This is a genomic window from Kribbella albertanoniae, from assembly GCF_004348455.1.
Lineage (GTDB): Bacteria > Actinomycetota > Actinomycetes > Propionibacteriales > Kribbellaceae > Kribbella > Kribbella albertanoniae.
Window position 1 is genome coordinate 1 of sequence record NZ_SMKA01000356.1, and the last position, 8,118, is coordinate 8,118.

The following is an 8,118-nucleotide window of genomic DNA, read 5'->3' on the forward strand; positions in this document are numbered from 1 at the left end:
CGTCGGTGGTGGCGCCGAGGAGGCGGCGGGTTAGGGCGTCTCGGGAGGAGAGGAGTTCGTCGGCTGCGGTGCGGATGTGGTCGGGGCCTGGGGTGGTGCCGGCTTGGGCAGCCAGGAGGACGGTGCGGCGGACTAGTTCCTTCATGAAGGAGGCGGTGGTGCCTTCGGTGCGGGCGACCACCTCGTCGACGATCTCGGTGGACAGGTCGAGGGCGGGACCGTAGAGGCGGAGCAGGCGGGCGCGGCCGTCGGCGTCGGGAAGCGGGACCTCGACGGCCATGTCGACGCGGCCGGGGCGCTGGGCCAGGGCTGGTTCGAGGAGATCGGCGCGGTTGGTGGTGAGCAGGAAGGCGACGTCCGCGTCCTGGGCCAGGCCGTCCATCTCGTTGAGCACCTGGAACAGCAACGGGTTCTCCATGCCGCGCGAGTAGTCGCGGGCCTCGGCGACCAGGTCGCAGTCCTCCAGTACGACGAGCGCCGGCGGCAGCATCCGGGCGAGCGCGCAGGCCTGCGAGATGAAGTGGATGCTCGTGCCGGCCAGCAGTACGACGGTGAACTCGGGCAGGCGGGACAGCAGATAGCGGACGGTGTGCGTCTTCCCGGTGCCGGGCGGACCGTAGAGCAGTACGCCGCGACGCAGGTGCTGACCGGCCTCCAGCAGCGTCTCCCGGTGATCCGCGATCCCGACCACCTCACGCTCGACGCGCTCGAGAACGCCGTCCGGCATGACCACGTCGTCGCGGGTGATCCCGGGTCGCGGGTGCAGCCGGAACGGCCCGACGCCCTGCCCGAACTCGCTGCCCTCGAACGACACCACCTTGCCGCGGAACACGTTGTGCTTCCGAATCAGCTCCGGCAGCGCGCTCAGGAACCGGTCCCCCGCACTCTTGTCGACCGTCAGCACCTCGAGATCGACCGACGAGCGGCCGTACTGCTGGTTCGGTGCGCGCAACAGAGCGACGTACCGGTCGGTGCCCTTGATGCCGAGGTAGAAGCCGAACGCGACACAGTCCATGTCCTCGTCGATGTCGATCGGCAGCCGCACGTAGTCGACGGCGCCGATCCCGAAGCGGTCGTAGACAGCCATCTCCAGCACTTCGCTCAGCGAGTGATGGCCGCGGTTCGAGCCGGCCAGGCCGACCACCTCGAAGGAGTCGAACCAGGCCTCGATCGCACGCTGCACGTTCGGCAGGTCGTACGGCGCGAAGCTCGCCGCCACCACCGGCACCTGCTCGGGCTCGGCGCCCAGGTGCTCCATCAGCTTGTCCCGCAGCCCGGTCCGGTTGATCCCCGGCCCGCGCTGGTTCTGCATCCGCTCCAGGAACCCGGTGAACAGGCGTGCGAACTCGTCGATCTCGTGCTCGTCCGGCATTGCGGCCGTCCCTCCCACTGTCCGTCCCCCGACCTGATCCGGAGGGTCCTCCGAAACGCCGGATAGACTCTCCACCATGACAGATTCCGAGTCCACCGACCGTCCGTACGCGGCCTTCCCCGTCCGGATCGGTTTCCAGATTCAGCCGCAGCATGCCGAGTACGCCGACATCCGGCGTACCGTCGCCGAGGCCGAGGAGATCGGCGTCGACATCGCCTTCAACTGGGACCATTTCTATCCGCTGTTCGGGGAGCCGGACGGCCTGCACTTCGAGTGCTGGACCATGCTGGCCGCGTGGGCCGAAGCGACCGAACGGGTCGAGATCGGCGCGCTGGTCACCTGCAACTCCTACCGCAACGCCGACCTGGTGGCCGATATGGCCCGCACCGTCGACCACATCAGCGAGGGCCGGCTCATCCTCGGCATCGGCTCGGGCTGGTTCGAGCGGGACTACGACGAGTACGGCTACGAGTTCGGTACGGCGGGCGGCCGCCTGAACGCCCTCGGTGAGGCGCTGCCGCGGATCGAGGCCCGCTGGGCCAAGCTGAACCCGAAGCCGACCCGCGACATCCCGGTCCTGATCGGTGGCGGCGGCGAGAAGAAGACGCTCAAGCTGGTCGCCCAGCACGCCAACATCTGGCACGGCTTCGGTGACGCGGAGACGATCGCGCACAAGCACGCCGTACTGGACGAGCACTGCAAGACCATCGGCCGCGACCCGGGTGAGATCGAGCGCTCGGCCGCGGTCGGCGACAAGTCGCCGGAGGATGCCGGCAAGGGCCTGCTCGACGTCGGCACCCGGCTGTTCACCGTCTCGGCCTCCGGCCCGGACTACGACACCGGCCTGCTCCGCGACTGGGTCGCGTGGCGCGACGAGGTCAACGGCAAGTAGCCCGTACGACGATGTGGCGGTCGGCCGGATAGGATTTCCCGCATGGTTTCGAAGTACGAGCGTGGTTCCGTCCGGCCGATCACCCGCTGGGGCACCGAGGTGATGCACCATCTGAACCAGCCGGTGACCGACTTCGGTCCCGAGCTGCAGACGCTGGTGGCCGACATGTTCTCGACGATGGACGCGGCCGAGGGCGTCGGTCTGGCCGCCAACCAGGTCGGGGTCGACCTGCAGCTGTTCATCTTCGACTGCCCCGACAAAGACGGGAACCGGGTCGAGGGTGTCGTCTGCAACCCGGTGATCGAGCTCCCCGAGGGCAAGGACCGCCGCCTCGACGAGGGTGACGAGGGCTGCCTGTCGCTGCCCGGCGCCTTCACCAAGTGCGCCCGCCCGGACTTCGCCAAGGTGACCGGTGTCGACGAGCACGGTGAGCCCGTCTCGTACGAGGGCACCGGCCTGCTGGCCCGCTGCCTGCAGCACGAGACCGACCACACCCAGGGCACGGTCTTCGGCGACCGGCTCTCCCGCAAGTACCGCAAGCGCCTCTTCAACGAGGCCGAGGAGCTCGCCGAGGACTACCCCGAGGACTGGCCCATCACCCCGATGGTCGTCCACGAGGACGAAGAGGTCTCGGCCAACTAGGCCGCTACCAGCGGGCCTGCTCCAGGTCCGTGAGGATCGCCTTGACCGTCTGCTCCGGGGTCTGACCGGTGGTGTCCAGCCACAGACCCCGGCGCGGGATCTCCTGCAGACCCGCCTGCAACACCCGTACGCCGTCGGCCAGCGACGCGCCTTCTTCCTGCCAGGCACGGTACGAGTTCTCGCCGCCGCGGCCGAGCTCGCGCTCCACGATCGACTCGACCGACGGGATCAGTACGACGAGGTAGGTTTCGACACCCTTCAGTCCGGCGAACCACCGCTCGACATGCTCACCGAGCATGATGTCGCTGCAGACGAAGTCGAATCCGTTGTCCGCGTAGTGCTGAGCGATCAGCTGGGTGGCGGCGTACCGGAGTTCTAGTTGGCGCACAGCTTCCGGCGACGGGTCCGGGGTCATCCCCTCCGCACCGGCGACCACACCGCGGTAGAAGACATCGCCGTCGAGGGTCGCGGCGGGCGGGCCGAGCTCGGCGGCCAGCAGCGGGGCGATCGTGGACTTGCCGGCGGCCTGCATGCCGGTGACGAGAACTACGTTGGGCATGGCGACATCAGATCATGCGGAAGGCCTCGGCCGTCATCGAATAAACGGTGGCATTGAAGGACTCACCGTCGAACTCGAGGTCGGTGGTGCGCTCGAACGTCATCCCGAGGCGGCGCATCACGGCGATGCTGCGCTCGTTGGGTGTGTCGGTGACCGAGTTGATGCGGGGCAGTTGCAGCTCGGTGAAGCCGTAGGCGAGCCAGTGCGCGGCGGCTTCGCTGGCGTAGCCGTGCCCCCAGTACGCGCGGTCCAGTCGCCAGCCGACCTCGAGCGTCTCGGGGTACCACTGCTCGCGCGACAGCCCGCCCGCGCCTAGAAAAGCACCGTCGGCGGCACGTTCGATGGCCAGGAAGCCGAAGCGTTCGGTCTTCCACTGCTGGTTGATTCCGGCCGCTTCCCGATCCGATTCGGCCCGGGTCAGTGGTCCGCCGATATAGCGCATGACCTCGGGGTCGCTGTTCAGCGCGGCCCAGGCCTCCAGGTCGGTGTCCTGAAACGGCCGCAGGATCAGGCGTTCAGTCGTACGCATCGTCTCCCCCAATCGATAAACTGCAACGATGAACGGGCCGGGGGAATCAGCACAGCAGAGGCGTCCTGTCACCTTGGACGACGTCGCGCGCGCCGCCGGGGTCTCCCAGCCGACCGCCTCGCGGGTGCTCAACGGAAGCTCCCGCCGGGTCGCTCCAAGTTATCGCGAGCGGGTGCTGAGCGCTGCCCAGGAGCTCGGTTACACGCCGAATCTGCCCGCACAGGCAATGGCCCGGGGCACCTCGCGCACGATCGCGCTGGTGCTCAGCCTGATCTCCGACCCGTACTTCTCCGCCATGGCCGCCGAGATCATGAAACAGGCCGAGGCGATCGGGCTGCACGTCTCGATCGCGGTCACCGAGCGGCAGGCCGAGCGCGAGCTCGACCTGATCCGCGAGCTGCGCGGTCAGCAGCCACGCGCAATCATCCTGGCGGGCACCGGGTACGTCGATCCCCCGTCGTCGCAGGCGCTGATCGACGAACTGCAGCGGTACGAACAGACCGGCGGCCGGGTCGTCCTGATCAGCCGGTCCGACCTGCCCTTCGAGACCGTCGACTTCGACAACCACGAGGGTGCGCGGCAGCTCGCTCGTGAGCTGGCCACCCTCGGCTACCGGAACTGCCTGGTCCTCGGCAGCGCCACTCCGCTGCTCTCGATGCAGCAGCGGGTCGAGGGCTTCGTGGCCGGCCTGACCGAGTCCGGCGGCACCAACGTGCGGGTGCAGCAGCCCGGGTTCAGCTGGGCCGGCGCTCGCGAGTTCGTACTCGGGCTCAGTGACGACGAGGCGGCTCAACTCGATCTGGTGTTCGCGGTGACCGACGATATGGCGCTCGGTGCGCTGGCCGGTCTCCGCGAGCGGGGTCTGCGCGTTCCGGAGGACATCGGCGTGGCCGGATTCGACGACATCAGCACGCTGCGCGACGTCGTACCGAAGTTGACCACCGTGCATGTCGCTCTGAACGCGGTCGCCCAGGAGGCGGTGTATCGCGCCACCACCACCGACGAGTCGTTGACTCGGCGGACGGTGCCCGCCTATCCGGTCATCCGGGCGAGCACGCCGCCGCTCTCGTCATAGCTCCCACCAGGTCAGGTGCGCCTGTGCTGAGGCGACCGGCTCGACGAGTTCCCACACCTCGGTGAACTGACCGTCCGCGATGCGCAGGATGTCGACGACGACAATGCCCGGCTTGCCGTCAGGCAGGCGACGGCGGGTGTGGATGACGACGTAGTCGCCGTCGGACAGGAGGTGCAGGATCTCGACCTGCATTCCTTCGAGCGAGAGCAGGGACCTGGAGATGTCGGCCAGCCATTCGCTCTTGGTGCGAACGAGGCCTTCCGGCCGATAGTGCCGGAAATCCTCGCTCACCAAATGTTCCACGGCGGCGACTCCGCCGTCGCCGATCAGTTGGGCCATCGTCTGCTGCACGAGTTGCTCGTTCTCGGTTGTCATGCCCAGAAGTGTTGTCAGGAAGGGCGGTCGCTGTCGATGACATCGCATTTCATCGACAGCCGGCTGGATCCGGGTAGGCTCGTTGACCATGGCAACAGTCGGGGAACTCCTGCGGCAGTGGCGGCACCGGCGGCAACTCAGCCAGCTCGATCTGTCGATCGCCGCTGACGTCTCGGCTCGGCACGTCAGCCTGGTCGAGACCGGGAAGTCGCAGCCGAGTGCGGAGATGGTGCTGCGGCTCGCGGAGCAACTCGACGTACCGCTGCGGGAGCGGAACGCACTCCTGCTCGCGGCCGGCTTCGCACCCCGGTACGCCGAAAGTTCGCTGGACAGTACGGCGCTGTCGATGGCGCGGGCCGCGGTCGATCGGGTGCTGCTGGCGCACGAGCCCTATCCGGCGATCGCCTTCGACCGGTACTGGGACGTCGTACTGACGAACCGTGCCGTCGCTCCCTTCCTGACGGGCGTCGCGCCGGAACTGCTGCAGCCGATGAACCTGATCCGGCTCGGCCTCGACCCCCGCGGGCTCGCCCCCCTCGTCGCCAACCTCGACGATGTGCGTTCCGTCTTCCGCGCCCGGGTACGGCGGCAACTGGCCGCCGCACCCAATCCCCGGCTCACCGCGCTGTACGCCGAACTGCTCGCTGACGGTGATACCGGCGAACCGATCGAGGCCGAGGTCGTGATCCCGATGATCATCCGCTTCGACGGTGCCGAGTTGCGGGTGTTCTCGACCATCACGACCTTCGGCACTCCGCTCGACATCACCCTCGCCGACCTCGCCGTCGAGTCCTACTACCCCGCGGACGCGGCCACCGCGGAGTACTTCGAGACCTAAAACTTCTGGGGTACTTGTCGAAATGAGCCGGGCGGCTTCGTAGCCAGGGTGAGGGACCGGCAACAGGCCGGCACCACCCGAGCCCGGAGGTCACCATGACCAGCACCGCCCCCGCCACGAACCTCGCCCGCTACCTGGGCCGGGAGCTGCTGGAGCCGCTCCACCTGGTCACCTACATGTCCGACGAGCCGAACGAGGCCATGGAGGCGATCGGCTTCGACTCCGCCAACTACTGGCCGCTCTACTTCGCCGGCCGGGCCGCACCGCTGGGCCAGGTACCGGCCGCAGTCGTGGACGCGATCTTCTACAACTTCGCTCCGGGCATGGCCGACGAGTTCTACACCGGCGTCTGGGACATCACCACTCCTGCAGAGGCCCTCGCCGCACGAGAGGCCGGCTGCGTCACAGCCCTCCGCCGCATCCTCGGCCCGCTCGCCGACTCCCCCGCCCTCGCTCGGGCTGCTGATCTCGCGCTCCGGCTGGCGATGAGCGCGCCGATCGAGGGCCGACCCCTGTACGCCGGTCTGCGGTCGATCGCCGTACCGTCCGAACCGCTGGCTCGGCTGTGGCACGCGGCAACGCTGCTGCGGGAGCACCGCGGTGACGGTCACAACGCCGCGCTCGTTGCCGCGGGCATCAATGGTCAGGAGGCGCATGTGTTCGCTGCGCTGGATGGTGGGATGAAGCCGCGCGACTACGGCCGACTCGACCCGCTGACGGATGCCGAGCTGGAGGCCGTCGTACAGGGTCTGCGGTCCCGCGGCCTGGTCGATTCTGGGGCCGGCTTCACTGCGGCCGGCCGCGAGCTCAAGGACCGCATCGAGGCGCAGACCGACGCCGCAGCCGCTCCCGCCTATGCCAGCTTGACGCCTGAGGAGCTCGACCAGTTCGTCGCCGACCTCCAGCCGCTCGCTGCGCGAATCGACTCGGTCGGCTACTGAGTGCGCGTCGCGTAGAACGTGACTGCTGCCGAACTGGCGACATTCAGCGAGTCCACTCCCCCGGCCATCGGGATCTTCACCGTCAGATCGGCCTGCTCGAGAACATGCGGCTTCAGCCCATGCCCCTCGGTCCCGAAGATCAGCGCCAGCCGCTCGTCGTTGCGCGCCGCCAACTCGTCCAGCGTGATGGACTCGTCGGTGAGCGCCAACGCGGCCGACACGAACCCGCGCTCCCTCAGGACACCCAGCGCCCCCGGCCAATTGTCGAGCCGGGTCCACGGCACCTGGAACACCGTCCCCATCGACACCTTGATCGACCGCCGGTACAGCGGGTCCGCACAGGTCGGCGTGACGAGTACCAGGTCCACCCCCATCGCAGCCGCGGCCCGGAATCCCGCCCCCACGTTCGTGTGATCCACGATGTCGTCGAAGATCGCGATCCGCCGTACTGCTGGTGTCAGCAGTTCGTCCAGCGGAGCGGCCGCCGTACGCCGATAGGACCCGAGCGCACCCCGGTGCACATGAAACCCGGTGACCTGCTCAGCCAACTCCTCCGACACCACATAGACCGGCGTCTCCGGCCACCTGGCCAGCACATCACTCAGCGACTCCAGCCACCGAGGCGCCAGCAGGAACGACCGCGGCACGAACCCACCCTCAGCCGCCCGCCGAATGACCTTGTCCCCCTCGGCGATGAACAGCCCATGCTCCTCCTCCAGCAACCGCCGAAGCGTCACCTCCCGCAACTGCACATAATCCCCCAATCGAGGATCCGCAGCATCCGTAACCTCAACCATCCGCCCAGTCACTCACCCATCTCATCACCTCCACCCAGCCCACACCCAAAGAAGGGCAGGGTGTCGCGGTCGGCTGAACCGTACCCAGAGTCCCCGCC

General features: G+C 68.2%; 10 protein-coding genes. 5 read left to right on the plus strand and 5 right to left on the minus strand.

Annotated elements, in window-relative coordinates; genetic code table 11:
* Positions 1-1,372: AAA family ATPase (locus E1261_RS41140; RefSeq protein WP_132415187.1), on the minus strand; the 1,372-nt coding region annotated here is incomplete at its 3' end.
* A gap of 76 nt (positions 1,373-1,448) precedes the next feature.
* Between E1261_RS41140 and E1261_RS41145 the strand changes: the two genes are divergently transcribed.
* Both E1261_RS41145 and def read left to right on the plus strand, forming a co-directional pair.
* Positions 1,449-2,264: an LLM class F420-dependent oxidoreductase gene (locus tag E1261_RS41145; RefSeq protein WP_132415188.1), complete on the plus strand. Its 816-nt coding sequence runs from the start codon at positions 1,449-1,451 to the stop codon at positions 2,262-2,264.
* Between the two features lie 42 nt (positions 2,265-2,306).
* Complete coding sequence (def, locus tag E1261_RS41150; protein WP_132415189.1) at positions 2,307-2,906, plus strand: peptide deformylase; 600 nt, start codon at positions 2,307-2,309, stop codon at positions 2,904-2,906.
* Positions 2,907-2,910: 4 nt separating this feature from the next.
* Here def and E1261_RS41155 read toward each other — a convergent pair whose 3' ends face one another.
* Both E1261_RS41155 and E1261_RS41160 read right to left on the minus strand, forming a co-directional pair.
* Positions 2,911-3,465 (minus strand): AAA family ATPase, encoded by a 555-nt coding sequence (locus tag E1261_RS41155; protein ID WP_132415190.1) that lies wholly within the window; start codon positions 3,463-3,465, stop codon positions 2,911-2,913.
* Between the two features lie 7 nt (positions 3,466-3,472).
* The gene (locus E1261_RS41160; protein ID WP_238176771.1) at positions 3,473-4,126 is read right to left on the minus strand and encodes a GNAT family N-acetyltransferase; all 654 of its coding nucleotides are present in this window, start codon (positions 4,124-4,126) and stop codon (positions 3,473-3,475) included.
* Between E1261_RS41160 and E1261_RS41165 the strand changes: the two genes are divergently transcribed.
* Positions 4,023-5,069: a LacI family DNA-binding transcriptional regulator gene (locus tag E1261_RS41165; protein ID WP_132415192.1), complete on the plus strand. Its 1,047-nt coding sequence runs from the start codon at positions 4,023-4,025 to the stop codon at positions 5,067-5,069. The genes E1261_RS41160 and E1261_RS41165 overlap by 104 nt on opposite strands.
* Here E1261_RS41165 and E1261_RS41170 read toward each other — a convergent pair.
* Positions 5,064-5,444 carry a nuclear transport factor 2 family protein gene (locus E1261_RS41170; RefSeq protein ID WP_132415193.1) on the minus strand — a complete coding sequence of 127 codons (381 nt, stop codon included), beginning with the start codon at positions 5,442-5,444 and terminating at the stop codon, positions 5,064-5,066. The two genes, E1261_RS41165 and E1261_RS41170, sit on opposite strands and share 6 nt — an antisense overlap.
* An 88-nt stretch (positions 5,445-5,532) precedes the next feature.
* On the opposite strand from E1261_RS41170, the gene E1261_RS41175 reads away from it, so the two are divergent.
* Both E1261_RS41175 and E1261_RS41180 read left to right on the plus strand, forming a co-directional pair.
* Positions 5,533-6,282, plus strand: a complete 750-nt coding sequence (locus E1261_RS41175; RefSeq protein ID WP_132415194.1) for a helix-turn-helix domain-containing protein — start codon at positions 5,533-5,535, stop codon at positions 6,280-6,282.
* 95 nt (positions 6,283-6,377) lie between these two features.
* Entirely contained in the window at positions 6,378-7,223 is an 846-nt protein-coding gene (locus E1261_RS41180) for an SCO6745 family protein (protein ID WP_132415195.1), read from the plus strand.
* Here the strand turns inward: E1261_RS41180 and E1261_RS41185 are convergent.
* Positions 7,217-8,020 carry a TrmH family RNA methyltransferase gene (locus tag E1261_RS41185; protein ID WP_132415196.1) on the minus strand — a complete coding sequence of 268 codons (804 nt, stop codon included), beginning with the start codon at positions 8,018-8,020 and terminating at the stop codon, positions 7,217-7,219. The genes E1261_RS41180 and E1261_RS41185 overlap by 7 nt on opposite strands.
* Positions 8,021-8,118: the final 98 nt, after the last annotated feature.

What these genes read in the sequence shown, in the direction of transcription:
- E1261_RS41185 (WP_132415196.1), bottom strand. Translation starts at nt 8,020, where the DNA reads ATGGTTGAGGTTACGGATGCTGCGGATCCTCGATTGGGGGATTATGTG.
- E1261_RS41165 (WP_132415192.1), top strand. Translation starts at nt 4,023, where the DNA reads ATGAACGGGCCGGGGGAATCAGCACAGCAGAGGCGTCCTGTCACCTTG.
- E1261_RS41175 (WP_132415194.1), top strand. Translation starts at nt 5,533, where the DNA reads ATGGCAACAGTCGGGGAACTCCTGCGGCAGTGGCGGCACCGGCGGCAA.
- E1261_RS41180 (WP_132415195.1), top strand. Translation starts at nt 6,378, where the DNA reads ATGACCAGCACCGCCCCCGCCACGAACCTCGCCCGCTACCTGGGCCGG.
- E1261_RS41155 (WP_132415190.1), bottom strand. Translation starts at nt 3,465, where the DNA reads ATGCCCAACGTAGTTCTCGTCACCGGCATGCAGGCCGCCGGCAAGTCC.
- def (WP_132415189.1), top strand. Translation starts at nt 2,307, where the DNA reads ATGGTTTCGAAGTACGAGCGTGGTTCCGTCCGGCCGATCACCCGCTGG.
- E1261_RS41145 (WP_132415188.1), top strand. Translation starts at nt 1,449, where the DNA reads ATGACAGATTCCGAGTCCACCGACCGTCCGTACGCGGCCTTCCCCGTC.
- E1261_RS41170 (WP_132415193.1), bottom strand. Translation starts at nt 5,444, where the DNA reads ATGACAACCGAGAACGAGCAACTCGTGCAGCAGACGATGGCCCAACTG.